Annotated in this window: 29 protein-coding genes and 1 riboswitch; of the genes, 10 read left to right on the top strand and 19 right to left on the bottom strand. The window is 41.6% G+C overall.

From position 1 onward, the window contains the following. Window positions 1-12: 12 nt before the first annotated feature. Window positions 13-507, bottom strand: a complete 495-nt coding sequence (locus IGI86_RS07585) for a hypothetical protein (protein WP_005236128.1) — start codon at window positions 505-507, stop codon at window positions 13-15. Window positions 508-644: 137 nt separating this feature from the next. On the opposite strand from IGI86_RS07585, the gene IGI86_RS07580 reads away from it, so the two are divergent. Both IGI86_RS07580 and IGI86_RS07575 read left to right on the top strand, forming a co-directional pair. After that, window positions 645-1,172 (top strand): HdeD family acid-resistance protein, encoded by a 528-nt coding sequence (locus IGI86_RS07580; protein ID WP_008381929.1) that lies wholly within the window; start codon window positions 645-647, stop codon window positions 1,170-1,172. Window positions 1,173-1,292: 120 nt separating this feature from the next. Continuing rightward, window positions 1,293-1,736 carry a hypothetical protein gene (locus IGI86_RS07575; protein ID WP_008381931.1) on the top strand — a complete coding sequence of 148 codons (444 nt, stop codon included), beginning with the start codon at window positions 1,293-1,295 and terminating at the stop codon, window positions 1,734-1,736. Between the two features lie 31 nt (window positions 1,737-1,767). Here the strand turns inward: IGI86_RS07575 and IGI86_RS07570 are convergent, their stop codons facing one another. Continuing rightward, on the bottom strand, window positions 1,768-3,702 hold the full coding sequence (locus IGI86_RS07570) for a heavy metal translocating P-type ATPase (protein WP_429969888.1): 1,935 nt from the start codon (window positions 3,700-3,702) through the stop codon (window positions 1,768-1,770). A gap of 184 nt (window positions 3,703-3,886) precedes the next feature. Between IGI86_RS07570 and rsxC the strand changes: the two genes are divergently transcribed. From rsxC to IGI86_RS07555, 3 genes are read left to right on the top strand one after another with little or no spacing between them, the layout of a single operon-like run. Then, window positions 3,887-5,224, top strand: a complete 1,338-nt coding sequence (gene rsxC / locus IGI86_RS07565; protein ID WP_008381935.1) for an electron transport complex subunit RsxC — start codon at window positions 3,887-3,889, stop codon at window positions 5,222-5,224. Further along, the gene (locus tag IGI86_RS07560) at window positions 5,217-6,287 is read left to right on the top strand and encodes an RnfABCDGE type electron transport complex subunit D (RefSeq protein ID WP_005236139.1); all 1,071 of its coding nucleotides are present in this window, start codon (window positions 5,217-5,219) and stop codon (window positions 6,285-6,287) included. The genes rsxC and IGI86_RS07560 overlap by 8 nt, the downstream gene beginning before the upstream one ends. Before the next feature lie 23 nt (window positions 6,288-6,310). After that, a complete protein-coding gene (locus IGI86_RS07555) occupies window positions 6,311-6,883 on the top strand; it encodes a hypothetical protein (RefSeq protein WP_008381938.1) in 573 nt (190 codons plus the stop codon). Window positions 6,884-6,919: 36 nt separating this feature from the next. Here IGI86_RS07555 and IGI86_RS07550 read toward each other — a convergent pair whose 3' ends face one another. Continuing rightward, window positions 6,920-7,117 (bottom strand): hypothetical protein, encoded by a 198-nt coding sequence (locus IGI86_RS07550; RefSeq protein WP_005236143.1) that lies wholly within the window; start codon window positions 7,115-7,117, stop codon window positions 6,920-6,922. A gap of 135 nt (window positions 7,118-7,252) precedes the next feature. Here IGI86_RS07550 and IGI86_RS07545 point away from each other — a divergent pair, with 135 nt between their 5' ends. Beyond that, window positions 7,253-7,525 carry a hypothetical protein gene (locus tag IGI86_RS07545; protein ID WP_005226206.1) on the top strand — a complete coding sequence of 91 codons (273 nt, stop codon included), beginning with the start codon at window positions 7,253-7,255 and terminating at the stop codon, window positions 7,523-7,525. Between the two features lie 89 nt (window positions 7,526-7,614). Here the strand turns inward: IGI86_RS07545 and IGI86_RS07540 are convergent, their stop codons facing one another. From IGI86_RS07540 to IGI86_RS07530, 3 genes are all read right to left on the bottom strand, one after another. Then, window positions 7,615-7,986 (bottom strand): hypothetical protein, encoded by a 372-nt coding sequence (locus IGI86_RS07540; protein WP_430617882.1) that lies wholly within the window; start codon window positions 7,984-7,986, stop codon window positions 7,615-7,617. Between the two features lie 173 nt (window positions 7,987-8,159). Next, entirely contained in the window at window positions 8,160-8,705 is a 546-nt protein-coding gene (locus IGI86_RS07535) for an ECF transporter S component (RefSeq protein ID WP_430617881.1), read from the bottom strand. After that, window positions 8,689-9,108, bottom strand: coding sequence for a DUF4430 domain-containing protein (locus IGI86_RS07530; RefSeq protein WP_016612115.1), 420 nt, complete (start codon window positions 9,106-9,108; stop codon window positions 8,689-8,691). The genes IGI86_RS07535 and IGI86_RS07530 overlap by 17 nt, the downstream gene beginning before the upstream one ends. 164 nt (window positions 9,109-9,272) lie before the next feature. Between IGI86_RS07530 and IGI86_RS07525 the strand changes: the two genes are divergently transcribed. Both IGI86_RS07525 and IGI86_RS07520 read left to right on the top strand, forming a co-directional pair. Beyond that, complete coding sequence (locus IGI86_RS07525) at window positions 9,273-10,673, top strand: C69 family dipeptidase (RefSeq protein ID WP_430617880.1); 1,401 nt, start codon at window positions 9,273-9,275, stop codon at window positions 10,671-10,673. Between the two features lie 185 nt (window positions 10,674-10,858). Next, complete coding sequence (locus IGI86_RS07520; RefSeq protein WP_005236154.1) at window positions 10,859-11,029, top strand: hypothetical protein; 171 nt, start codon at window positions 10,859-10,861, stop codon at window positions 11,027-11,029. Window positions 11,030-11,092: 63 nt separating this feature from the next. Here the strand turns inward: IGI86_RS07520 and IGI86_RS07515 are convergent, their stop codons facing one another. The 4 genes from IGI86_RS07515 to IGI86_RS07500 all read right to left on the bottom strand — a co-directional run bounded on the left by IGI86_RS07515 (window position 11,093) and on the right by IGI86_RS07500 (window position 15,085). Further along, window positions 11,093-12,253, bottom strand: coding sequence for a MalY/PatB family protein (locus IGI86_RS07515; protein WP_194188805.1), 1,161 nt, complete (start codon window positions 12,251-12,253; stop codon window positions 11,093-11,095). A 30-nt stretch (window positions 12,254-12,283) separates the two neighbouring features. Then, the gene (malX, locus tag IGI86_RS07510) at window positions 12,284-13,846 is read right to left on the bottom strand and encodes a maltose/glucose-specific PTS transporter subunit IIBC (protein ID WP_008381946.1); all 1,563 of its coding nucleotides are present in this window, start codon (window positions 13,844-13,846) and stop codon (window positions 12,284-12,286) included. A 103-nt stretch (window positions 13,847-13,949) separates the two neighbouring features. After that, entirely contained in the window at window positions 13,950-14,732 is a 783-nt protein-coding gene (locus tag IGI86_RS07505; protein ID WP_144330333.1) for a MurR/RpiR family transcriptional regulator, read from the bottom strand. A 170-nt stretch (window positions 14,733-14,902) separates the two neighbouring features. Then, window positions 14,903-15,085 carry a hypothetical protein gene (locus IGI86_RS07500; RefSeq protein WP_008381949.1) on the bottom strand — a complete coding sequence of 61 codons (183 nt, stop codon included), beginning with the start codon at window positions 15,083-15,085 and terminating at the stop codon, window positions 14,903-14,905. A gap of 164 nt (window positions 15,086-15,249) precedes the next feature. Between IGI86_RS07500 and IGI86_RS07495 the strand changes: the two genes are divergently transcribed. Beyond that, on the top strand, window positions 15,250-15,915 hold the full coding sequence (locus IGI86_RS07495; RefSeq protein WP_035007267.1) for an NAD(P)H-dependent oxidoreductase: 666 nt from the start codon (window positions 15,250-15,252) through the stop codon (window positions 15,913-15,915). Beyond that, a complete protein-coding gene (locus IGI86_RS07490; RefSeq protein WP_005236169.1) occupies window positions 15,915-16,088 on the top strand; it encodes a hypothetical protein in 174 nt (57 codons plus the stop codon). The genes IGI86_RS07495 and IGI86_RS07490 overlap by 1 nt, the downstream gene beginning before the upstream one ends. Before the next feature lie 98 nt (window positions 16,089-16,186). Here IGI86_RS07490 and dat read toward each other — a convergent pair whose 3' ends face one another. From dat to IGI86_RS07445, 9 genes are all read right to left on the bottom strand, one after another. Continuing rightward, window positions 16,187-17,041, bottom strand: a complete 855-nt coding sequence (dat, locus tag IGI86_RS07485) for a D-amino-acid transaminase (protein WP_430617879.1) — start codon at window positions 17,039-17,041, stop codon at window positions 16,187-16,189. Between the two features lie 129 nt (window positions 17,042-17,170). Then, window positions 17,171-18,271, bottom strand: coding sequence for an AI-2E family transporter (locus IGI86_RS07480; RefSeq protein WP_008381956.1), 1,101 nt, complete (start codon window positions 18,269-18,271; stop codon window positions 17,171-17,173). Between the two features lie 161 nt (window positions 18,272-18,432). Then, window positions 18,433-18,861 carry a hypothetical protein gene (locus tag IGI86_RS07475; protein ID WP_430617878.1) on the bottom strand — a complete coding sequence of 143 codons (429 nt, stop codon included), beginning with the start codon at window positions 18,859-18,861 and terminating at the stop codon, window positions 18,433-18,435. 73 nt (window positions 18,862-18,934) lie between these two features. Continuing rightward, a complete protein-coding gene (locus IGI86_RS07470) occupies window positions 18,935-19,351 on the bottom strand; it encodes a GNAT family N-acetyltransferase (protein ID WP_430617877.1) in 417 nt (138 codons plus the stop codon). Between the two features lie 200 nt (window positions 19,352-19,551). After that, a complete protein-coding gene (locus IGI86_RS07465; protein WP_430617876.1) occupies window positions 19,552-20,496 on the bottom strand; it encodes an LCP family protein in 945 nt (314 codons plus the stop codon). Beyond that, a complete protein-coding gene (locus IGI86_RS07460; protein ID WP_430617875.1) occupies window positions 20,477-21,130 on the bottom strand; it encodes a phosphatase PAP2 family protein in 654 nt (217 codons plus the stop codon). Before IGI86_RS07460 ends, IGI86_RS07465 begins: the two co-directional genes overlap by 20 nt. Then, the gene (locus IGI86_RS07455) at window positions 21,127-22,320 is read right to left on the bottom strand and encodes an FtsW/RodA/SpoVE family cell cycle protein (protein WP_430617874.1); all 1,194 of its coding nucleotides are present in this window, start codon (window positions 22,318-22,320) and stop codon (window positions 21,127-21,129) included. Before IGI86_RS07455 ends, IGI86_RS07460 begins: the two co-directional genes overlap by 4 nt. After that, entirely contained in the window at window positions 22,298-23,452 is a 1,155-nt protein-coding gene (locus tag IGI86_RS07450; protein WP_008381965.1) for an FtsW/RodA/SpoVE family cell cycle protein, read from the bottom strand. Before IGI86_RS07450 ends, IGI86_RS07455 begins: the two co-directional genes overlap by 23 nt. A gap of 126 nt (window positions 23,453-23,578) precedes the next feature. Next, window positions 23,579-23,754, bottom strand: a riboswitch (M-box (ykoK) riboswitch). A 288-nt stretch (window positions 23,755-24,042) separates the two neighbouring features. After that, window positions 24,043-25,938 (bottom strand): endonuclease MutS2, encoded by a 1,896-nt coding sequence (locus IGI86_RS07445; RefSeq protein WP_430617873.1) that lies wholly within the window; start codon window positions 25,936-25,938, stop codon window positions 24,043-24,045. Window positions 25,939-25,949: the final 11 nt, after the last annotated feature.

Raw genomic sequence — 25,949 nt, 5'->3', positions numbered from 1 at the left:
ATCAAGGGTCTTTTAGTCATTTTTTCCTTGATCATGATCGACCAGAATATCGATCGGTGTTCCTTCATTCAAGTGCTCCGACAAAAAAACCACCAATTCAGCTAACGGTTGTTTGAATTTCATTAATGGTCCCCGCATCCCTTTTCGAAAATAGTTCATCTTGATGGGCTGCCCTTCCTTTTCTTGAAATAATACGACCCGATCAATGTCTTGGTACAGTACCCCTTTAATACTCATTGGATGGACAATAATTCGATCTAGGGCTAACCCGCGGCTGTCTAGCACAAAGCTTAAAAAAACAAAACCTGAAACGATTCCTCGCACCTGATTATCCAATTGGTCATCCATCATCAACATGGATAGGATAATCATTACTGAAAAGATCGTAATAGCGATTTTGCTTAGTTTGCGCTCAACAGCAATAAAGTGAATCTCTTTGCGTACCACCAATAAATAGAGGTACAAAACGATCGTAAAGGCACACATCAATAGCGTTAACCCACTCATAAAACTCTCCGTTCTGTTTTCTTTTCCCTATTTTACCAAAAAATGATCTGTTACAAAAGGCTTAGCCTATTTCCTAGGTTTTTTGATATCTATTTTCACCAGAATTCGGTACAATAAGAAAAAAAGGAGGAATTATCATGAATGCATTTTTTGATAAATTACAACGCTATGACTTGCTTCGTGCCGTCGTATATATCGTCTTCGGCTTCATTATCTTGATTGCACCACGATCTGTTTTCAACACGATCGTTTATCTCGTTGCCGGATACATCGCATGTCTAGGGATTATCAGCTTGTATACGAGCTACAAAGAAAAACAAAAGGGCTATCGCAATGTGCAGTCGGTCTCTGGTATCTTACTGTTGATTGCTGCAGCTGCGATTTTAGTTTTTGCTAAAGGATTACTTGCCATCGTGCCATTTTTCTTAGGGATTATGATCACCATCAGCGGATGCACCCGCTTAATGGCAAGCTTTAACCAAAAACGCATTGGTTTACCTTACATCACGAGCTTAATCATCAGTCTTTTGATTATTGCTGCTGGACTCGTTCTCGTATTGAATCCATTCGCCACTTGGCTACTGTTCTTCCAAATTTTTGGCGGTATCTTGATTTTCATGGGGGCATCCGACGCTATTAATCATTTTCAACGAAAAAGAGCCTAATAAATGAGAATGTTTTAAAATTTTCTACGAATCTAACATCTACATGTAGACTTTTCCCGCTATTCCTTTTAAAATAGGAGATATCAAACAGTCAGTCCATTGAGAGGCGGGAGGTGCGACATGAAGAAAATTAAGCAAGAAGCAAAACATCCAAATGATGTGCCGGTAATTTTTTTGACCGATGCAACTGGCAAAGTCGTACGAAAAATCTCGATCAATGAGTGGCGTGCGTTAAAAGCGAATCCAGAACAAATCGAAGAACTCGATATCAAATTGTATCGTGAAGCGATCAGTTTCTATCTTCAAGAAGACTATGCGAAAGCAAAAGATCTCTTGCACTTCTTGATCAATAAAACGGACTATAGTCATTACGAATATGTTGAACGATTAGCCAATATCTATCGCATCGAAAATCGTCCTGCTAAAGAAAAAGTCCTATTGCTGACTGCTTATCATGCAATCAAACCGTTAGAATCCTCTGAAGGAATTCTAAGAAGGATCGAAAATCGATTACAAAAAATCGATGCCTTTGATTTTCCAACTTCGACACAATTCAGTCATTAAAAAAGCAGCTATCTTTCGATAGCCGCTTTTTTTATGCTTCTGGCAGTTTACGCAAAAGACGTAACCCGTTAAACAATACGATCAATGTACTGCCTTCATGGGCAAATACCCCCAACCCAATGTTCATCAAGCCGAATAGATTCAAGCCGACTAATAACGCGACGATAAACATGGAGAAAAAAATATTTTGCCAAATGATCCGATCCATCTTCTTCGCTAAGCGATAGGCATATGCAAAACGCGAAAGATCATTCTTCATGATCACTGCGTCTCCTACTTCAATCGCAACATCTGACCCTTCCCCCATCGCAAAGCCGATGTCTGCTTGAACAAGTGCAGGGGCATCATTGATACCATCACCCACCATGGCGGTTTGTCCGTATGCTTCTTGGAGTGCTCGTACCGCTTCCGCTTTGTTCTCAGGCAAAACATTGGCAGCCACTTGGTCAACCTTTAAGCGCTGACCGATTGCTTCACCAGCAGAAGCACTGTCTCCGGTGATCATAACAGTATGGATACCTTCATTTTTCAAATAATGAATCACAGAAGCTGCCTGTTCGTTCGGCTCATCCATCAATGCGATGATCGCCGTAACCTCTTCGTTGATGGAAAACACGACCATTGTTTTTCCTTGCGCTTCCAATTGACGGTACTGTTGCTCCATCAAACCTGTTAACTGGGTGTTTTCGGTTCTTTTTCCTAATCGATAGGTTTTTGTTCCTGCGACGGCACCTAAACCGGAACCAATCTCGTTTGTGACAGTCAACTGTTCGATTTCTCGTATTTTCTCTGTCTTCTCGAAATAAGTAACGATCGCATCTGCTAATGGGTGGTTGGCTTGCTTTTCCATCGAAACGATGACCGCTGCTGCCTCTGCTCGATCGATCGTATCAGCGAAAACGGCTTCCGTGACTGTAGGTTTTCCGACGGTCAAAGTTCCCGTTTTGTCAAAAGCCACCGCTTTGATCTGAGCGAAATTGGTCAAGTAATTGCTCCCTTTAAAAAGAATCCCTTTTTTCGCTAGATTCGAGATCGCCGATAAACTAGCAGGGACGGCGCTTGCCGCTAAAGCACAAGGAGAAGCCGCAATCATCATTACGATCCCACGATAAAAACTTGTATACCAATCCCAACCAAAGAGAAACGGTGCAGTCAAAATGAACAAAGGAACTGCAATGAAAACAACTGTTACATAGATTGGTTCGATTTTTTTGATTCGTGTTTCGGTCGGTGATTGATTTGATTGCGCCGCTTCCACCACTGAAAGAATTTTTGCGAAGACTGTTTCAGAGCTGTCTTTCGTGACTTCCATCAAAAATGTGCCGTTTCCATTAATCGTACTCCCATAGACTTCGTCTCCTGTAGTCTTTTCTCGAGGAATACTTTCCCCATTGATCGAAGCTTCATTGATGGCACTCGTTCCAGAAAGGATTACGCCATCTGTTGCTAACTGATCACCAGGTAGCACTTGCAAAATATCTCCTTTTTTTATCTCAGAAGCGGCAATTTTTTTGGTTTTCCCATCCGGACCCATCAAACGGGCTTCCGTGGGATTCAATTTGAGAAGATTGGTGATTTCTCTTCGACTTTGTCCCTCGGCGTATTCTTCTAAGAAGTGAGCGCCTGCAAAAATCAAAATCAACAAAGCTGCTTCATTAAAATTTCCTATGACCATGGAACCAATCGCTGCCAACAACATCAAAAGATGTACATTCGGTGTGAATCGCCGATTGGCTCTGGTACTCTTTATGGTATCCTCGATTCCTTCCCACGAAATGTGATAACCTGCTAATAAAACCGCAGCAAAATAAAACCCATCTTTCACCCATTGGTTCGGAACAAAAAGTGCCAGTATAAAGAGCAGTAAGCCTACAAAATAAATGTTACGTGGGAGAGTCCCATGATCGTGAGTATGAGAATGCCCCTCCGTTTTTGTGTGATCATGTTGACAAGTATGTTCAGCCATCATTAAAACCTCCTCTAGTCCATCTGTCATATGAACGATCAATCATATTTATAGACTTATTATATATGAATAAACAATCATATGTCAACCGAAAGAAGTTTTTCTTGTGAAATGTAAGCGTTTTGGGTTTTGTGATTCCTTATGGCATGCTAGAATAAACTTAGGAGAGAAAGGAGTGTTGGTTATGAGAACATTTACTGGCGGTATTTCACTAAGTCCCCCATTAAAAATGTTAAAAGAAAAATTAATGATCGAACAAGATGAAATTCTTACCTTTTCACCCACGATGGTCTTTATCCCTTTAGCACAACATATTGGTGCTCCGGTGGAACCGATTGTTTCCGTTGGTGATTACGTCAAGCAAGGGCAAGTGATCGCTGAGTCTGATGCGTTTGTATCTGCCAAAATTCATGCATCTGTTTCGGGTAAAATCGTCGACATGGTCGATTGGCCGAATCAAAACAATGAAGAAGGAAAAACCATCATCATTGAAAATGATTATGCTTATCAAAATGATTTTTTGTCAGCCCCCTTCGACTGGCAATCTGCTGCTAACGAAACCATCCTCAACAAAATCCGTCAAGGCGGCGTCGCCGGCAAAGGCGGTGCAACGTTTCCCACCCATGTCAAATTCAGTATTGATGAAACCAAAAAAATCCATACTTTGATCTTAAATGGTTCTGAATGTGAACCGTTCTTACGCAGTGATGCTTTCTTAATGCAAAAAGAAGCCCAGAAAATCATTCACGGTGCAAAGATTGCCCAAAAGTTACTGGATGGTCCAAAAATCATAATAGGCATCGAAGATGACAAACCAAGAGCCATTTCAGCCATGCAAGCCGCAAGTGCAGAGGATGACACGATAGAAGTCGTTACTGTCCCAACTGTTTATCCAACCGGTGGTGAAAAGCAGTTAGTAGAGTTATTGACCGATCAAGAGGTGCCGTTAGGTGGTTTGACTGCCGATATCGGTATCGTCTTGATCAATGTTGCCACCAGCTTTGCCATCGGCGAAGCGGTCTGTTATGACAAACCGTTGATTGAACGCTATACAACCGTTACCGGCGATGTTCAAAATCCCTGCATCGTCAAAAATCCGTTAGGAACACTCGCAGGAGAATTGATCGACTTTGCCGGCGGCTTTCAAGGAGCCCCCAGCAAATTGATTCTTGGTGGACCAATGATGGGAAAATCCGTCAAAACCTTGAAAGTTCCGGTCACCAAAGGCAGCAACGGCATCGTTGTTTTTAATGAAGAAACCGATTGGCTCTATGCCGAAAACCCCTGTATTCGCTGCAACAAATGTGTCGAAGCTTGTCCAATGCGCCTCATGCCAATGGAGATCGATCAGTTTTATCGAGCGGGGGATTATCAAAAGTGTGAAGAATTATTGGCAGAAGCATGTATCAATTGTGGTGCCTGTACCTTCGTCTGCCCAGCTAAACGTTCCTTAGCTGCCAATATCACTGCCGCAAAAGGCAAAGTTGCCCAGTTGCAAAAGGAGGCGAAGGAAAGTGCCTGATTATTACAAGGATTCCGATAGCGAACGTCTCTTTCAGCAAAGGAAAAATCAAGAAACACCCCCAAGCCCCCATATTCGCAGCAATGACGAGACCATTAAAATCATGGGGTGTGTGGTATTAGCCTTGCTGCCAGCAGTTTTATTCTCTGGCTACCTTTTTGGATTGAAAGTTTATGGCTTGTTTTTCATTGCACTAGCCACGGCGTTTGCTGCCGACGGACTTTGGTCCTATCTTGTCAAACGGCCGTTTCGCTTCGATTTAAGCATCGTCGTGACGGCCTTGCTTTTAACGATGAACCTCCCACCAACCGCACCTTGGTATTTTCCCGTGATTGGGGTGGCGTTTGCCGTAATCATCGTCAAAGAATTTTTTGGCGGTATTGGTTATAATTTTCTAAATCCAGCCCTCGGCGGTCGAGCCCTGTTGATTGGCTTGTTTTATAACCAAATGTTTCTAATCAGTTGGCCTGATCCACCTTTTGGCAGCATCGCACCTGATGTCGTTTCGCAGGCTACAGCGAACGATGTTGTTTCTGGTGCCACACCATTAGCTGTCATGAAAGCAGGAGAAACGTTGAGTGGCTCTGAACTAGTGGATGCCTTTTTAGGATTTACCGGAGGACGAATCGGTGAAACCAGTGCCTTACTTTTACTGTTGGGTGGGATTTTTCTCGTTTACAAGAAAATCATCTCCCCTCGTATCCCACTGATTATCTTTGCGACGATCGGGCTCTTTGCTTTTATCCTTGGTCCAGAAGGACTTTTTACTGGCAGTTGGCAAACGGTCATCGGTCATATCATCAGTGGTGGTGCCATGTTGGGTGCGATTTATATGGCGACTGATTATTCTTCGACACCAGGAACAAAAGCAGGAGAAAATCTTTTTGCCTTAGGCGTTGGCCTCCTCGTTGTGCTCTTCCGTTTCTTTGGTTTTACAAATGAAGGCATGAGCTATGCCATCTTGATCATGAATTGTTTCACCCCACTTATTGATCGCTTCTTACGCCTTCGCATATTAGGGGAAGGAAAAAAGACCCCGTTCAACCTTAAAATCATGAGCTAAATCGTAAAAAAGGAGGGTTCCTTATGATGATCGCCAATCGGCTAGTGGTCTTTCTAGTCATTCTACTCACAAATTACGCCTGTCAAAATTTGGCACCGACCGTCAAAGAGAAAAAACCGAACGTGACGACACGGGTGGTTTTCCTCTCAGGGATCATTGCGGTCGCTTACTTGTTCAGTGGGTTAAGCTTTTATCTTTTACTTCAAAATCGTTTCGTCTATGGCAATCAAGTGGTCACCAACTTGGTAAGTGCTGCCATCATCGCCTTGATTGCGGGGGGCTTGTGTTTACTGATCGTTCCTGCAAAAAAACGTTTCTTGACGACTGATCTAAAAAAAACGCTCCTAGTCAATGTTCTCTTGCTGACGATCGCCACCGTGACCCAATTTCCCTATACCGATTATTTAACCAATTTATTTGTTGCTGTAGGCATGTATTTCCTCTTTTCTTGTGCTTTGTCAGGGGTTCATACACGGAATCAAATTGCCACGATTCCGCCAATTCTAAAAGGTTTACCGCTGGATATCGTAACACTTTTTCTATTCTATCTAAGCTTTTCCTTTCTCAATGGTGTCTTCTTCAATTATTTATTCTAAACAAAAAGCAAGTCCCGCTTTGGCAGCGGAACTTGCTTATTTTTTGCGGAATAACTCTCTGAAGGAACCGATCAAAAAACCAGTCGAAAAAGCATTTTGTGCTTTTTGCTCTTTTTCAGCAGCGATTTTTTGTCGGGTTCGCAGCCCCTTATTGGCATTTTTGGACTTCTTCCCTTCACGGAGTTCTTTCGAAGCCTTTTGAAACTCATTTGAGAAACGATTATACCCAACCATGTCGTTTCCCTCCTTTCTTTGTGCTTGACCTATAATAACGAGGATTTATTATAGGAATTGCCTTTCTGATGCAAATCAGGTAACATAACAGACAGAAAGATGATTTATCCCAGGTTTATCAGAAAGGAAGATCCCATGAACGAAACCCACACTGGATTGTTAGTCAATAGCCGCGTTTTTCAAGAAACGCCAATGATGCTGACAGGTATCCAACTTTTAGAAGACCACAAAATCGTAAATTGCATTATTAAGGATCGCTACTTAGCCAGCTATGTCTTACGCCTTCCATTAAATAAATACCAATTAGAAGTTGAAGGAAAATGGAACAAGCGGGAACAGTTAGTGATCAAACATATGAAGATCAAGAATATCGATGAATTTATTAAAATCGTCGGTACGCCAGAATAACAGGACTCACGAAAAGCAAGTGCAGACAACTGCCCTTGCTTTTTTTCTGAAAAAATCCAGCTGATTTTTCCCGCGTGTTCCTCCGATGTTTATCGCGACATTCTGGTAAACCGATCGATCAAGGCTTTTTGCTCCTCTTTGATACCGATCGCCAACGGTTTGATCATTAATTTGACAGTGGACGAAGGTGTCTGAATCTGAACTTTTTTATTTACCACACCGCCTAGTTGTAATTTTGTGATCTCATGGATCATAATTGTCTGCATCCCTTTTTCATGAAATTGCAGATCTAACTGAATCAAGTGGATTTTTTCTTCGTCAACCACCACGATAAAATACTTTGGTGTTGGCAGGGCAATCATTTTGTCTTCCTCGGCATAACCAGCCAGTTTTCCATGGAACTTCGCACGGTAGCTTTCTAAATCATCTTTTTTCACGATCCATTTCATCAAAAGCCACATCCTTCCTTAGATACCTTAAGGATACCTGCAGAAAACGCTTTTGCACAACAATATGCCTGCTTGTTTCCTCACATAGCCCCATTCAACACGTTTGATCATCAAAGACTTTTCCTCTAGACATAGATGTTTTTGTCACCACGACTGCTGAGTCAAGCAAAAAGACAGCGAGGCGCTTAGTGCCCTTCGCTGTCTTTATTTGGATAGTAGTGTTGGAAAAGTCGCAGAAAAATCGGTGCCAGCATCAAATAAAAGATGCCATTCCCCGCTGCATGCAACGCATCAAAGCTCAATCCTTGAAAGTAATAAGCCCAAAAGCTGGGAAACCCATAAAGCTTGACACTGATCCAAGAAATCACAAAGCCATACGCAAAACCTGCAAATACACTATAAATGACTTGTAAATACAACTTTTTCATAAACAGTTTGCTTTTTGATAATAGATACATTCCAAAAATTACGACGGCATAGCTAATCAATTGGGCAATCGTCCATACCCCCATTCCCATGTAAAAATTGGTAATCAGCATCGAGAGCAGACAAACGATCAATCCACGACTAAGACCTAAATGGATGGTTACTAATAAAAAGATCACCGTCATTGGTTGAACATTGGGTAAGGGTTGAAAAAGTGTCCTGCCGACGACGGCTGCTGCTACAAGCAACCCTAAATAAGCAATTTCTTTTCTAGCAAATACAAGTGGTTTATTCGAATTTTTCATAGGTGAAAACCACTTTATCGTTGTTTCCTAAAAAGGTATCATCTGCCCCAGTCGTAATCATTTCATCATTGATCGTATATGTCCAATAATAGCCAGCTTTTTCATCTTGGGCTAAACCATCGATGCTGGTGATCATCCCTTGATTTTCTTCCAAGTCAAAGTTCTCTTTCATGATAGTCATCAAAGAAACCCCTTCTTTAAAAGTGACGGTTTTGGTTTCGATCTCCTGGTCTTGCTCTTCACTTTTATTATTGAAGCTGATTTGGGCAGTGCGCTCTTCGGCATTTTGTTGGACTGACGAAGAGTCACTAGAGGAGTTACCCGCATCCATCGATGGTTTGGCACATCCGGCAAAAACCAGACTTAGTAAAAAAATATAACTAAAAATTACTGTTTTCTTCATAATAATGGCTCCTTTGATTTTTTTACAACACCTTATTGTACTAAAAATAAATAAAAAAGGCGAAATTTTTTTGTTCCCCTCTATAGAAAGCATTGTAAATCCATGTGACTATGGGTATACTAGCTTCAATCATTCGTAAGAAGAAATGAAGGAGTGTTGGAAAGATGGATAGAAAAAAAGCGTCCTGTACCACTTTACTAGTAGGAAAAAAAGCATCGATTGACGGCTCGACCATGATTGCCCGTAATGAAGATTCGGGGAGCGGTTCGGAACCGCAAAAATTCGTCGTCATCACCCCAGAACAGCAAGGAAATGAATTTAACGCCGTTTTAAGCGGCTGTCGAATCCGTTTACCTAAGGATCCCTTACGTTATACTTCGACACCTGAAGCAGATGAATCCCAAGGAGTCTGGGCAGCTTCAGGAATCAATGAAGTAAATATCGCCATGACTGCGACAGAAACGATTACGACCAATTCACGCGTTTTGGCCATTGATCCATATGTGGAAGATGGTATCGGGGAAGCTGATTTTGTCAGCATTGTACTGCCTTACATTCATTCCGCTAAAGAAGGTGTTCTTCGCCTAGGGGAACTCTTAGAAATCTATGGGACCTACGAAGCCAACGGGATCGCGTTTTCTGATGCCGAGGAAATTTGGTATATGGAAACCATCGGTGGACATCACTGGGCAGCTGTTCGCATACCAGATGATGCCTATGTCGTGGCACCCAATCGCTTAAACATTGATCACTTCGATTTCGCCTCAGAAATGACGTTGTGTTCGCAGGATCTCGAACAGTTGATTGAAGACTATCAATTAAATCCTGATTTTGAAGGCATTAATCTACGCCATATTTTTGGCAGCTCCTCAGAAAAAGATACCCGTTACAACAACCCGCGGGCATGGTACATTCAAAAACACTTTAGCGGAACAGTTGCTGAACCGATCGATCAAGAGCTCCCGTTTGTATGCTACCCAAAACAAAAGCTATCCGTGGAAGATGTAAAATGGGCATTAAGCTCCCACTTCCAAAATACGCCTTTTGACCCTTACGGTACAGGGACCGAGACACAAAAAACACAATTTCGATCGATTGCTCTCAATCGCAACCAGCAAGTCCATATTTTGCAGATCCGCAACCACGTGCCTGCAGCAATCGCTGGCATTCATTGGCTCGCCTTTGGCCCCAATACCTTCAACGGCGTTGTGCCCTTTTATGCAGCTATCACTAAGACCCCACTTGGCTATTGTGATACGACAAAGACCTACGATCCAACAAATAGCTATTGGTTAGGACGCACCTTGGCGTTGATTGGGGACAGCGACTACGATCGCTATAGTGATCTTGCCAACCGTTTTGAAATGGAAACGATGGCGGCTTGTCGCCGCATCCAACAAGAAACTGATCGTAAAGCTTCCGCTGAAAAGGAGCCTACTCGTCTGCTTGAAGAAGCCAACGCTGAGATGGCCGAACTGTATTTAAAAAATGCAACAACGTTACTAGGAAAAATGGTGGAGTCTGGCAGTAATAAAATGGCCTTGCGTTTTTCTTTAGCCGATTAGTCAATCGTTGAAAATAAAAGGATTAACAAAAACTTTACATGGAATTGCAGCAATCTAAACATTGCTCTCCTATACTAAAGATACCAATTCGTTTTCTTTTTCCTTGCTGGTACAAATCAAGCAATTGATTTGTACTGGTCCCCCTATTGAAGACCAGTTGGGAAAAAACGTTGGGAGGAATGAGCATGACTGCAAGTATTTATCGGACTGTCACCAACGAAATTGTTAAAGGTGAAATCATCAAGAGCCAGAGTCAGCAAGATATGCTGATCATTCAAGACAAAAAAGGCTATTTCCATGTCGTTGAACCAATCCCCGCTACTACTACATCAACTCCCCACAGGACCAAAGACTAAAAAATCCACTGGCGATCAGAAAGAATACAGGATCTTTCTGATTGCTCAGTGGGTTCTTTTTTGTTATGTCAAACTCAATGTGAATCGGTTCAATCCATCAATGAGTTTTTCTCGCGAACAGCCAACGTTTAGGCGTAAAAAATTTCTCCCTTCATTCCCATAGATTTCCCCTGACATAATCGCGACTTTTCCCTTACGAATCATTCGTTGCTGCAATTCCACCATCGTTAAATCCAGTGCTGTACAATCAATCCACATAAGATACGTGGCTTCGCTTTTCGTGACCACGAGTTCTGGATGATATTCCTGTAAATAAGCAATCACATAAGCAATGTTATCATCCAGATAGTCATTGAGCTGATCCACCCACTTACTTTCATTATCGTAGGCAGCAATCGTTGCGGTCATGCCAAAAATACTGGTGGAGCTCAACCCATCGGCTTCTTTCAACTGAGTTAAGAAGCGATCACGCAACTTGGAATCAGGAATAATTCCATAAGAATAAATCAACCCTGGGAAATTAAACGTTTTGCTTCCCGAAGTAACAAGGGCTACATTTTTTTGCAACAATTCAATGATTGGTTGATGCCTTTGTCCTTTTCTTACAATATCCATATGAATCTCATCAGAGATGATAAATACATCATGGATTCTCGCCAATTCGATCATTCGTTGCAACTCATCTTTTTGCCAGACTCTCCCAGTTGGGTTATGAGGACTACATAAGAGAAGAACTTTGTTTTCAGGCTGTGCCATCAATCTTGTTAGCTCTTCAAAATCAATGCGATACGAGTTGGCATCATAGATGAGTGCATTAGGTACGATTTTTCTTTTGTTCTCTTTGATCATTTTATAAAACGCATCATACGCTGGCGTCTGAATAATGATCCCATCTCCTGGATTGCTGAGTAAGGTGACGAGTAGTTTGATGCTATACATGACGGAAGGACTGTAGACCAGCCAATCGCTGTCGATCCTGCTTTTAAAGCGTTCAGAATACCATTTGCAGACCGCTTGCTTGAATTCATTATGATTCCAACGTGTATACCCAAATACCGGGTGCTGCATCCGCTTGATAAGTGCCGCTTCAACTGCAGCTGGCACCTTGAAATCCGTATCGGAAATCGTAAATGGCAACAAGTTTTTTTCACCAAAACGGTCTTCCACATAATCCCACTGGGTACAATGGGTTCCTTTACGATTGATTGGCTCATCAAAAAACATTTTCTTCACTCCTACTACTTGACAATTTTGCTAAAGAATCGCATCAAGTTGATTTCTGACTGTTGTTACTTTCGTTCCAATGATTACTTGAACGTTCGTATCATCTAAGTGAACGACCCCAAGCGCACCTAGTTTTTTTAGCCGTTCATCATCAACCAATGTACCATCGTTTAGAACGAGGCGTAGCCGTGTAATGCAATTGTCTAAAGAATCAATATTGCTTGCTCCCCCTAAAGCTGCCAAAATACCATGGGCATCGTAGCCACTCTTTCCAGAATAGGTCATTTCCTCTTCCAACTCATTCGTTTGATCGTTGTTCTCTTCTCTACCAGGTGTCTTCAAGTTCTTGCGAAGGATCACTGTTTTAAAAACAAAGTAATACAGGGCAAACCAGCAAGCTCCTACGATCAGAACGAGCCACCATTTTGTATATGCGCCTTGCATCACGCCAAAGATAAGAAAATCAAGCACGCCCCCATCGGTATTTCCAATCGTGACACCCAATAGACTCATTACCATAAATCCAGCACCTGTCATGATGACATGAAAAATCCATAATAAAGGGCTGATGAATAAGAATAAAAATTCGATTGGTTCAGTAATTCCTGTCACAAAAGTTGCAATGACGCCTGAAATCAACAAGCCTTTTATCTTTGAACGATTCTCAGGTTTTGCTGTCTGGTACATAGCTAATGCTGCTGCCGGTAAGCCAAACATAAAGGTTGGCATTTTCCCTTGAGACAAGAACGCCGTTGCACTTGGTGAGATGCTTAAACCGTTTTGTAATTCCGCATAAAAAATATTTAACGCCCCAAAGACTTGCTGACCATCGATCAGCTGACTTCCCCCTGCTTCGGTAAAGCGAATCATGGAAACCAAAATATGGTGTAACCCAAATGGCAGTAATAAGCGCTCACCTGAACCAAATAAGAACGGACCGAAAGGACCAGCTTGTTGGATCAAATGTCCGATTCCTGTGATGATCATAGCAAACAATGGCCAAATCATCGGAATGATCACCCCGACCACAGCTAAAGTAAGCGAGGTGATGATTGGAACAAACCGGGCTCCTGAAAAGAAGGCAAAACTATCTGGCAATTGAAAATGGTAGAAGCGCGTATGCAATTTATAAACGATCAATCCTGCGATAATACCACCTAGAACACCCATTGATAATGTTTGAATGCCAAAAACGATCTCTTGTCCTGCTTCTCGAAGTTGATCTGCAGTAGCTAATTGATTCGTTTCTTGTAAATAAAAATTGATGGATAAATGCATCACGACATAGCCCACAAAGCCTGAAAATGCCGCAACTCCCTTCTCTTTTCGTGCTAGACCTAAAGGAATCGCCATCGCAAACATGACGGGTAAGTAACTAAAGGCAAACCCACCGATCGTTGACATGAAACGAAAAACCACTTGAAGCCAAGAGGCACCTAAAAATGGGAAAACGTCGATCGTTGAAGAAGATGAAAATGAACTACCAATCCCTAAAAATAAACCCATGAATGCGAGTAAAGCGACTGGCAACATAAATGTTTTCCCAAGTCCTTGAAAAATTTCCATCCAGCTTGCTTTCTTTCCTTTTTGCATATCATTTCCTCCTAACACTTTTATCTCTTAAAATGTAAACGATATCAAGAAGGCTTACAATACAGTTACCAAAACAAGAATGACCATTCACAAAATGGAATGGTCATTCCGGAGCAAGTACTTCTTCGATTTGATTGGCGTATTGAATAATTAAAATATCCAGTAACGCTGCTAAAGAGATCCGTGGGCTCAAATCGACTTCATGATGATAAATCGTTGTCATTTCAACAGAAAAAGAGAAGGTGGCAAGCTTTTCCAACGTGCTTGTTGATTGACCAATACAGGCTAAAATCGGCACACCTCTTTGTTTCAACCGGTTAGCATAATTTAGCATCCCGATTGTTTCCCCACTATGACTAATAAAAATAGCCATATCTTTTTTTGATAGTTGATTAGCGATGGTTGTCAATTCATCCCAATCCGTTGAAGCGCCAACCGTTTTTCCTAAGAACCGCAACTTTCGACTCGCAGATAATGCAACCGGCGCACTTTGCCCTAAAGCAAAAAATTCGATTCGTTGTGCTTGCTGCAACATTTCCACGGCACGCTGAAAGTCAGCCTCTTCAATCATTGATAAGGATGTCGTCAGCTGGTCAATCATTTGCTTGATCAGTGGGGATAAGCCAAGAGAAGCTTGAGTAGATGATTTTCTTTCAAGAGTTTGATAATTCTTCAGTGAAAATTTGAATTCTTGAAAACCGGTAAAGCCAAGCTTTTTTGCCATTCTGCTGATCGTCGCTTGACTGGTGTACGTTTGGGAAGCTAACTCATCGGCCGTCATTTCTGAAACTTTCTCGGGCGCCCTTAAACAATAGTTAAGGACCGTTCTTTCTACTCGGTTCAGCTCTGGAATTTTGTATTGGATTCGTTTATATAAATGATTCATCACCTGCTTCTCCTCCCTACTATTGCTTCATTCTTCCGTCTCCACTATGCTTCATTTACTCATTATACCTTCCCTCAACAAAAGTACAAACTGATGATGAATGGCTTGAAATAAAAAAAAGGACTCACCCTTTGAGGAGTGAGCCATCTTTGTTATTTTCTTTGCATCGGTCATCTGTAGACAGTCACTTCAGTAAACTCTTGCCCGTTGCCGTAATCATTTTCTTTCGTTTGACGCTTTCCATCAATTCGTTGTTTGCAACTGGCAAGTCCATTTTCGACATAGTTCACTGTATTTGCAACGATCCTTATTATAGTTGCTAGACCTTTCATCAAGGGATCATTTGATTCCATCCTCTATTCCCCCATTTCTATCACGCTTAAGCCGCTACTGGCTTTTTCTTATAACAAGTATAAAAGAAGTACCTTAAACGAAACTAAAAGAGAAGAACTTCGACAAAAAGAAAAGCAGACTAGTTTCTCTTTTTGGTAAAATATGGTAAATGTAATAGGAAAGGATGATCAGTCTCATGATAAAAACTTTAGTGGTAGCCAGCCATCCGGATTTCCACAATTCGCTTTCCCAACGATTCTTTAGTGAAAGTGCCAAGCTTCCTAACGTCACCATGCATTTCCTTGATGATCTTTCTGATTTTTCTCTCGCCAATGAACGGATGCTGTTGCAAACATGCGATCGTTTGATTCTACAATTCCCCCTATATTGGTACAGCGTTCCAGCAAAAATGAAAGCTTGGATCGATACGGTTTGGGAAAAATGTGCCCCTGCATTGGTGGGCAAGGAAATCAGTTTCGCCGTTTCTACCGGCGTTGCCGCCAAAGAATTTCAGCTAGGCGGCCGAGAAAATACGACCTTCAATGAAATTTTGCACCCACTGGTACTCATGGCAAAAAAACACCAAATGACGGTACTCCCCATCGTTGTCCTCGATCAACTGATGTATAAATCAGAACAAGAGAAACGAGCCTTTGTCATTGCCTATCAGCAACTTTTATTAATGCCGGCTCCCTTTACATTTGATCAAAAGCAACAATGGTTTAGCGAAAAGCTGGCGCGTTTGGTTTCTGAAAAACCGCAGCTTGCTCCTTTGCTATCCTTGTTGCAGGAAAACCATGAAACGTTGATCGAATTAGATGACGCTTTAACTGAATTGGAGGTGCTGTGATGGATCACGAATGGCTGAAGCCACTGATAGAGCAGTCAATAAAAGAAACAGCTGACTATCACGAAAAAGCATTTTTGCAAGAACTAGAGAAGTTGCTTCATCAGCAAGAAATTCGAATCGAATTGAAACAAGGAGAACTTGACGGAAAATTGTGGAATCCTAGTGAATGGTAAAATCTGCACTTGTATCCAAGAAAAAACTTTGTTCCACCTAGCTATAAAACATGCTGGGTGGGCCAAAGTTTTTTTGAATCGTTTCTTTTGCTTGTTAACTAGGATTCGCACATACTCTTTGTAGCAGCGATATAGGCTGCTTGCAAACGTTTCGTGATCGAACCCAATGTACCATTGCCAACTGATTTCCCATCTACTTTGACGATAGGCACAATTTCCCAGACAGAATTGGTCAAAAAACATTCTTGCGCGTTGTTTAGTGCCTCAACAGGGACAGGTTCTTCTCGATAAGGAATTTCTAATTGCTGACACAACTGTAGCACCTTCATTTTCGTGATACCTGGTAATACCAAGCGTCCATCCGGATGTGTATAGACGATACCATCAATGACAAACCAGATATTTGATGCCGAAGCTTCCGTGAAACATCCATCTCGTTGCAGGAGTGCATCATCGAACCCCGCTTCGATCGCTTGATCTAGCGCTAACAGATTTCCTAACAAGCTCAATGATTTGATATCACAATGCAACCAACGCTCATCTGGAAGAACGGTCGCAGATAGCCCTGCATGCTGCATTTCCAGAGGTCGTTCAAAGGGGATCACATTTGCGGTCACGACTCCTTTGACTGCTCCAGCAGACGGAAACTCGTGATTGCGGGGAGAGGCGATTCCTCTGGTGATTTGAAGATAGATCTCTCCTTCTGTGATTCCTTCGGTTTTAACCAGTAACTTAAGGTTTTCAGTTAATTGGGGAATTGTATAAGGCAACGTCAGTTTAATTTTTTGCGCACTACTTTCTAAGCGAGTCATATGCTCCCCTAACATAAAGCAGCGACCATTATAGATTCGAATCACTTCATAGATTCCGTCACCATACTGATAACCGCGATCTTCAATGTCAATTTTCACCGCTTCTCGATCAACGATTTGATCGTTCCATAAAACCTTCATTTCCTCACTCCTATCGTCCTTCTCGTTTCAATAAGTATAGCATTTGTCTTTAGGCCTTGCTACGTAGTGCTTAAAAACAAAAAAACCTGCTGATGGAGACCGCTCCAACAGCAAGGTAGAACATTTTCGTTATAATGAATCTTTATCAATTACAGATCGTTCTAATTTTCGTTCTTGAAAAAAACGCAACAATGTACCAGACATTGCCATCACGATCGAATACACTGGCAGTGCCACAATCATGCCTACAAATCCAAGCAAGTTGCCGGCAATCAATAATAAGAAAACCGCAATGATTGGATGGATATGCAATACTTTTTTCATCACTAATGGTGAAACAAGATATGATTCACCTAACTGAATGATCGTGATTCCGACAATCAGAAAAATAGCTGTTCGAATGTCTTGACTTAACGCAAATAAAAAGGCTGGTGCTGCTCCGATAAAGGGGCCGAAATAAGGAATAATGTCCAGAACGCCGCAAATTAATCCTAATAGTAAGGCATTTTGTAAGCCTAGCAAAGAAAAAATGAAATAGCTTGAAACCGCAACATAAGAACAAACCAGCAATTTCCCACCGATGTACGCTGACGCTGCTTGATGAAAATCACTACAAAGTTGTCGCATTAAGCCTTGATAGTTTTTCGGTGTCTTACTTGCCAAAAAATCAGGAACTTTCTCACCGTCTTTAAACATATACACTAATAACAGTGGGATCGTAAACAAGACGATCGCTGAATGAGAAACGATGGAGATCAAACTCGTCAGACTATTGGTTGCCCCGGTAATAAACTGTAAGGCAAAGTTGCTAGCTTGGGAAATATCAATCGAATCAATAAAAGGACCAAATAATTCTTCTAAATAAGAATGATCAATAGTATCGATCACCAAATTGATGATGATGGGAATTTGATTGATAAAACGCCCCATCTCATAGGCTAATGCTGGTCCAATCACCTGAACGATCAAATACGCTGCAAAAACGATCAGCAGCAATGTCGAATATAGCGCAATGCTTTTCTTTTTCGTTCTTTTTTTTACCCAATTAAAGAAAGGTAAAAAGATGTAAAAAATAAAAATTGAAATCAATACTGGTAAAAAGACACTAGAAAAGATGGCTTCCAGTGGTCGAAAGACAAACAGTATATTTGAATAGATCCAGACCGCGATCCCTAAGAGACAGACGATCACTAGACCTGCAAAAATTTTTGATTTTTTAAGAAACTCCAATAATAAATCCTCCTGATTCTAGAAAGTAATTCAACTTCTTTCAGTTTAGCATAATTTTAAAAACGAAGGATGATTTCAAGAAGAATTTTTCAAAAATCCATGTTTTTCATAGCAAACTTTCAATTAATTTAATTTTTTTCATCTCTACATCTCGAATCTAATCAATTTTGATGAGCTGAAAACGGCAACGGAATATGCAACCGTCTGACAAAGTAGACTGCTGAAGCAAACTGGATCAACCCTAGCAAAAAGAAAATCACATGCAAGACATTCCATTCTTGTAATAAGATGACCTGCACGATGATCCAGACAACTAAACTCATGCCTAAAAGCATTACCCCGTGGTACCCTTTGTTAAGCCGCAAGAGGAAAACAACAATCAGATTACCCAAACCTAAGATAGCGAACAAAAACAAGCCGGGAATTAAGAAGGTCGTGAAGGGTGTTCCTTGCAGCATGGCCGCTTCCAAACCAGCAAATGTCTCCCCTTTGCTTAACGGCTCAATGCTTTTAAACGCCAATAGACTTCCTCCACAAGCGCCAACACCAATAAAGAGACACAAAAAAAGTAACGCAAAGCGCATCTTCATTTTTCTCCACTCCTTCTTAAAACCCAACGCAACTAAAAAAATATTCTCAGTGACACATCGATTTTCTTATTCCTTATTCGCTTTTTGCTGAATAGATAAATGCGGCAATTTGCTGCTCTTCCACAGAGGAAAAGCCACACGCCTCATAAAAATGACGCGTTTTTTCTGTGTTGTCCGTAATCAAAACCTTTTGCCGTATTGATGGATGATTCGCCAGCATTTTTTTGAGTAATCGCTGACCAATTTTTTGACCTTGGAACTCGGATGCTACTAATAGATCTTGAATATAAAGAATTATTTGTCCATCGGTTATGCAACGGATAAGCCCCACTAGCTGCTCTTCAACATAGGCCGTGATCACCTCTGAGTGGGCTAACGCTTTTAAAAGACGCTCGGGATCTTTAGTATAGGCGCTCCAGCCAACTCCCTCATACAAAGCGAGTACTTGATTTGAATCAGATGGTAATTGGTCTTTAAAGACGATCTTCATACTTTTCCTCCTTGTAATAACTTAGCGACAGGGTGGAACAATAGAAATAGAGTTGACAGCTCTTTTCCAAACAAACTCTTGTTATTAAGCCGTAATGCATTGCTTGACTAAAGAGTATCCTGAGGAAAAGCGGCTGTCAACTCTAATTACGAAATACTTGAAGAACAAAATTGAACTGGTTCTGTTTCTAAGCCAGGACGTTAATCAATCAACAACTCATTTTTTAAACGTTGGCTCGTCGTCTGTTGCTCTTCAGGCGTTACTTCTTGATAGGAAATTCCATATTCTCCTCTGAAGCCATCGCCGGTGAACCCACTGCCAGCCATTTGGTAAGACTCGACAGTCCCTAATGCTGATTGATATTGGATAAATAATTGACTCATTTGCGAAAAAGTTAGATCGGTTTCGCCATTTTCTCCAATGATCGTTAGCAGATCCTGAATCCGCATCACGCTGGACAGTGAAACTAACTCTTTTGCCAGAATCTCAGTCACTTCTCTCTGACGGCGCTGACGGCCATAGTCACCTTCTGGATCATCCTTTCGCATACGAGTATACTGAAGCGCCTCCCAGCCATCTAAATCGAGGACCCCCTCTGGGTAATCGATTTTCTCAGCAGTAAAAGCAAATTCATTTTCAACCGTGATGCCACCAATTGCATCAACAAGATCTGCCATCCCATCCATGTTTAAGGAGAAATAATGATGGATCGGTATATCAAGGTATTGTTCGACGGTTTCAATCATCATTTTTGCTCCACCAAAAGAATGGGCATGATTGATTTTATCGTGGTACCCTTGTCCCACGATCTCCACATAAGCATCTCTAGGAATACTCGTGAGGGTGGTTTTTCTTGTGACAGGGTTCAACGTTGCCACCATGATGGTGTTGGCGCGAAAATCGGTTTTGCGGCGGGAGTCATTGGCGATCCCTAACAAAAGAAGGCTTAGTGGCTCGGCATTTTCGATGACTTCCGCCTCTTCTCGTCCTTCGATTGGACGATGGATCGAGTGAGCAACATCCTCTACTTGAAAATACACCCTAACCGCATAAACGGTTCCTGCTGAGATAATTCCCGTCAGCAATACCATAAAAATGATTATTAGTTTTTTTGCTGTACCCAATTTATCTCCCCCTAAGTACATGTTTTTTGATTGAAAAGACGGAAGCATAGGTGATATAACTGATCCCACTTGCCAATAAAATACTTGCTAGCAAGTCGCTGGGATAGTGAACCCCGAATAGCAACCGACTCATCATAATCAGCAACAAATAGATCAATCCTAGAAATAGTGCCATGTTTTGGATAAAGTGACGCTTGCCTCTTTTGGCAGGAACTGTTTGCCCTAAGAAAAAGAGAAGAGAAATAATCAAAGTGGTCGCTAATAGTGTATGTCCACTCGGAAAACTAGCGGATGCCCGCTCCATACTGTCAGCAAAATCCGGTCTCGGGCGATCAACTACTTTCTTGATCACTTGACCGACCCCACTGATCACAATCAGATTCCCCATCAACCAAAAACTTTCTAACCGCTGCTTGCGGATAAATAAAATACTTGCTAACAGAAAATGAATGGCCGCTATGGGAATGATCGTGGCCGTACTGGCAAGTGGGAGAAAAAGCGATTCCACAGCAGGTGTCCGCCATTGAGGCAACTGGGAAAAAAGGTTGTCGATACTTTGGAACCAGCGCGGTTCTAATGCAACGAGGAAAAACAGCCATGCAAAACAGCTGCAGAGTATTCCGCCTATCACTCCTTTTTTTGCTGTTTTACTCATGTTAAGCCCCTACTTTCTTTTAATGTATACGACCTATTTTTGGCTTTTATCGGAAATTTGTCTAACCCAAAGATAATTCCCATAGCAATGCTGATCGCAATCAGAGAGGTTCCTCCTTGACTTAAGAATGGTAAGGGGATGCCGGTTAAAGGCAGCAAACCGATCGCCGCTCCGATGTTTTCAAAAATTTGAAAAACCAAACCAAACACATAGGTAATCGCAATATAGACCGATGCTTTGTTATTTGTCTTTAAAGCAGCAAAAATGATTTGATAGATCAGATAGAAATAAAGGAAGATGACTAAAGTACTTCCTAAAAAGCCATACGTTTCTCCAATGACTGTAAAGATCATATCTGACTCACGAACCGGCACATACACCGTTGTATGGGTATCAGGTGCCCCCAATAAGCCGCCAGAACCAATCGCCCACATACTACGGACTTGTTGGAAAGCGATGGAATCTTGGTACGCGAGTGGATCTGCCCAGGCTCTCACCCGATCCAATTGATATTGTGAAAAGTGAAGGCGAAACAACACACGATTGCCCCATTCCGTGAATACGAGTAGCAACAAAATAGCACCAAGAGCGGCAATCAAACCGATCACGACGGTCAGTATTTTCCAATGAACACCGGAAATGATGAATAAGGCACCTAACATCACGATAAACACCAAACTCGTTCCAAAGTCTCGCTGCATAAACATCAATAAAAATGTGGGTAAGCTGAATAGCAGGATCTTAGTAACATAGATCAAATCGGATTTGATTGTTCGTTCTGCTTTACGTTTCTCATAGACTAAAGTGAGATAAACCATAAAGAGCATAAAGGCCACTTTCATAAACTCAGAAGGCTGAATCGTAAACGCACCAAATCTGATCCACCGTTTGGTGTGCGTTTGTTCGAACATCGTTTGATCGTAAAACCAATGAAGAGAGGCCATCAAACCAAGTGATAGTAAGTACAAAAGACCAGAAAAGCGGAGGAGTAAATTCGTAGGAATCAAACTCGTTACAAAAAGAGCAATCGCCGAAAGGATACAAAAGAGGATCTGCCGAAAAACAATCCCTGAAGGATCATTGCCATCCATCACAGAAGCCTGATGTTGTACCCAGATACTTAACAAAAACAGCAGGAAAATCGGCAGCAATAAAGCATAGTTTGCTTCATGTCGTTTGAGGAACTTCATTAAGTATACCCTCCTCTCGTTCTAGTTTCAGGCATAAACTGAAGGCAAATGAAAGAATAAAGTAACTGGAGCCACCATAACTAATGAATGGCAAAGGTACCCCCGTCATCGGCATCAACCCTAAAATACTGGCAATATTGATACTTGTTTGTAATAACAGCAACGTGCTGGTTCCCAATAATATTAAGCCAATCTGAGGATTTGCGATTGCCGCTGATCGTATAAACAGACGTAAAATAATTACGAATAATAAAGCGATGACAAAAATGCCGAAAATCAACCCTAATTCCTCTACTAAAACGGAGAAAATAAAATCAGTCTCTGCTACTGGTAAAAAGCCTTTCTTGGTGATGCTATTTCCTAAACCAAGGCCCGTAAGACCACCATTGAACAAAGCATAGTAGGAATGGATCATTTGGAATCCTTGATTATATGGGTCGGAAAATGGATCTCCCACTAATCGAATTCGGTTATACACATGCATAAACATGTGGGGCAATAAATCATTGTTTCCTAAAAAGAGGATCAACATAGCAACCAAGAACAGACTGATTAATAACCCGCCAAACAAAAGAGCCGTGAGTTTAACGGGTACCTGAACCGTGGTAATCATGATAAAAGCCAAGAAAAGTAAAATCATCACGCCGGCTACTTTTGGTTGAATGAGGATCAACACACAGCACAAAAATAAAACGAAAAGCGGACGTTTCATTTCCTGCAAGGTAGTTTTTGCTGATTGAAAATAATGAGCAAGGTATAAGACCATGCCCACATTCACGATCTCTGAGGGCTGAAATTGTATCCCTACAATCGAGACCCATCGTTGCGCTCCATTGACAGAAACACCGAAAAACGGCAAACGTGCCAATAGTAAAGTAAAGACGCCAAATGCCAACAGACCGATCGCTAAATATTTACTGAGCAGAATCTCACGCCGTGTTCGCTGAATAATGAAAAGGAGCACCCAGCTGAGTAACAGAAAGACAAGCTGACGCATAAATAAGCTTGCTGGCGGCTGATCTCTCGTTAATAAACGATAAGAACTTGCACTATAAATCATTAAAAGACCGATAAGGCTCAATAGCAAATAAGCTATGATCAGCAGCCAATCGATCTTCTTTTTTTCTATCATTGCTTCCACTCCTCTTGCCTTGGAGTAGGTGTTCAGACGGTACCAGTTATTATGCCCTTTGAGCTTAGTCATCCATCAAAGAGAAAAGCAAAAAAGTCTCACTTCTCTTAGGACGTCAGACTTTGCTAGCAATCTCATCGTCCGAGTTTTAGCACTATACAACGTAAAGAAAGTTGTTCCCTTTCTTAGCTATTTTATGAAAAGCCTTAATCCGACAATTCCTGTTTTACACATTGGCGTCTTTCGACGTTTCTGCGCAATAGCTTATGTTTGTATAGGAGCCTCACCTAACAAGGTTATATGTTATTTTCAATCCACTATGAATGGTACCCTTCCTCGTATAAAGATACAACCCATTCTTTGTTATTTTTATTTTTCTTTAACTTTTCTTAAAGAATTTAGATATTTCGAGTAATTTCCGATATTTAAAGAAAAATCAATGGAAATCATTCGACCATCACTGGATTCCCTTCGATCATACACGTTATTAAAAAACGGTCATTTTCAAAAAAAGACAGCTCTTTTTCTAAAACTCGAAAAAGAGCTGCTTTCTTGATTTTATACTCCCGCTCTAAATATATCTGTGCCGATCAATCCAATGATCGTTTGGCCTGACGCTCTTGCGCTGCTTTTCGTAACTGCTTTTGCGCTTTTTTAGACCCACGTTCAATATCTCGGGTAAATTTACGTTGGGCAAAATCGGAAAATAATTGATCTAGATCATAGCCGGCTGGATAGAGTGCTTCTCGTTTGGTGAGCAGTTGCAATCGCCGAGCAGCAACAACGAAACATTGTTTCTCAATATAAATCTTCGCTTGTCCCTGTTCCAAGTATTCATAAAAGACTCCCCGTTTTTCATGCTCTGCTGAAAAGACCTGGTCTCCCTTTTGAAAAATGTGCTCAGACTTTGTTTCCTGAGGATCGGTTCGTTTTCTGGACGTCTCAAAAGGCTGCTTCTCAAAAGAATAAGATTTATTCTTTAAATAGTCCTTTGCCGTTTGCACGACCTCAGCAGGAATCGCCATTTTTTCGGCGATCCAAAACGCATTACTTTCACCGACCGCATTGGTCAACAAGCGGTATTTCGGCGTCAGGGTCTTGGCATCAAAAGCCATCGCCGCTGTTTCAAAATCTTGGTGATCAAGAGCAAACTGCTTGATTTCACCATAATGAGTCGTGGCGATCATTAACGCCCCCGATCGATAGATCGATTCCATAATGGCGATCGCTAAAGATGCCCCTTCATTTGGTTCAGTCCCGCTGCCAATTTCATCTAACAAAACGATACTGTTCCGGCTGGCATTCGTCATGATCTGTGCAATATTCGACATGTGTCCAGAAAAGGTACTTAAAGAATTTTCTAGACTTTGCTGATCCCCGATATCCATCCAAAGACTTTTTAAAAACGGCACGCTGCTGTTGCCATTATGCGCTGGAAACAAGCCGTAATGTGCCATCGCACAAACGAGTCCGACGGTTTTTAAGACAACCGTCTTACCACCAGCATTCGGCCCTGTGATGACCATACATCGGTTCTCTTCTCCTAGTTTTAAAGATAGAGGAACAGCATCAGTGCCCAGTAAAGGATGCCGGACTTGATCAAGAAGCAAAACTTCTTCTTCAGTAATTGCTATCGGTTGACCATTGATTTCCCGACAATACTTTCCACGAGCAAAAATAATATCTAGTACCACTAAAATATCAAGACAGGCAAATACTGCATTCATTTGTTCGGCGATTGCCCCGGTCAATTCTGATAAAACTTGGTATTGGGCGGCCGTTTCTTCCGCCTGTGCCAAAATCAATCGATCATTCAGACGGGCAGCTGCCTCTGGTTCAATAAAAACAGTCGCGCGTTTATTAGAACGTTCGATGATCGTCCCTTTAATTTGCTGTTGAAATTCAGCACGTACCGGCAGCGTATAACGGTCGTTCTTTTTGATCACACGGTTTTCTTGCAGATAGCGACTTTCTTTAAAAAACTTTGCAAAAACTTTTTTTAAATCGGCCTCATATTTCTCGATTGTGCCACGAATTTTCCGTAATTCTCGGCTGGCGTTACTATCTACCTGACCATTGCGAATTTTTTGGAAAATCATTTCGGCGATTTCAGAAAAGTCGGCCAACCCCTGAGCATAGTGATGCAATCTTGGGGCAATTGATTGATTTTTTTCAAACAATTGACGGATGATTCGAAAAGACCGTAAAAAGTCTCCGTATTCAATCAATTCCTGCGGCTCCAATACAAAGCCTTTTTCAATCTTCTCCGTATGATGTAAGACATGCTGCAGCCCCATGAAAGGGACTTGACGTCCGGCGTCTAATAGCGCCATCGCTTCAGTTGTCTCAGACACTCGTTTTTGGGCGGAATGGATCGTAGCTGCTGGTTTTTCATTGGCAAAACGTGCTTTACCATAATCGCTGATTATTTTTTTACTTACTTGTTCTTTAATTTGTTCAAATTCAGTTGCTTGAGGTATCTTCATGAGTGATCCTT

Source organism: Enterococcus sp. AZ188, from assembly GCF_050544075.1.
GTDB classification, from domain to species: Bacteria; Bacillota; Bacilli; order Lactobacillales; family Enterococcaceae; genus Enterococcus_D; species Enterococcus_D entomosocium.
Note: the sequence above shows the minus strand (reverse complement) of the source record. Positions and strands in the feature narration are given on the sequence as shown.